Origin of the sequence: Vogesella mureinivorans, assembly GCF_007644035.1 — a bacterium.
In the GTDB taxonomy this organism is placed as follows: Bacteria; Pseudomonadota; Gammaproteobacteria; order Burkholderiales; family Chromobacteriaceae; genus Vogesella; species Vogesella mureinivorans.
The window spans coordinates 1-360 of record NZ_VMTV02000260.1 but is presented as its reverse complement, the minus strand read 5'-3'; the positions used below and the strand labels follow the sequence as shown (position 1 = coordinate 360).

The following is a 360-nucleotide window of genomic DNA, read 5'->3' as shown; positions in this document are numbered from 1 at the left end:
TCTGCGCCGATCTGATCCCCGGCGCGCCCTGGGTGCACCTGCCCGTCACCATGGGCTACGACCGCTACCCGGAAATGCTGATCGACGAGAAGCGCGCCTTCCTCGACGACATGCGTGCCCGCGGCGTGCGCCTGTACTTCACCCACGACACCCGCTGCGCCATGGCTGAGGTCGCGCTGGACGACAAGGGCCGCTACGGCGTGGCCCACCCGCAAGCCGATCTACAGGCACAGCCCTTGGCGGCCTGAGCCCCGCCTGCGCTATCGTGCGGGCTCCTTCACACGCGGCCTGCGCCGCCCGGAGCCCCGCCATGCGCACGACCCTGATCGCCTTCTGCCTGTCCGCCCTGTTGCCCGCACT

1 protein-coding gene is annotated in these 360 nt (G+C 70.6%); it reads left to right on the top strand.

Annotated features, from left to right (window positions below):
* On the top strand, positions 1–248 hold a 248-nt coding region (locus FLQ44_RS08175; RefSeq protein ID WP_206208758.1), incomplete at its 5' end, for a hypothetical protein.
* Positions 249–360 lie beyond the last annotated feature (112 nt).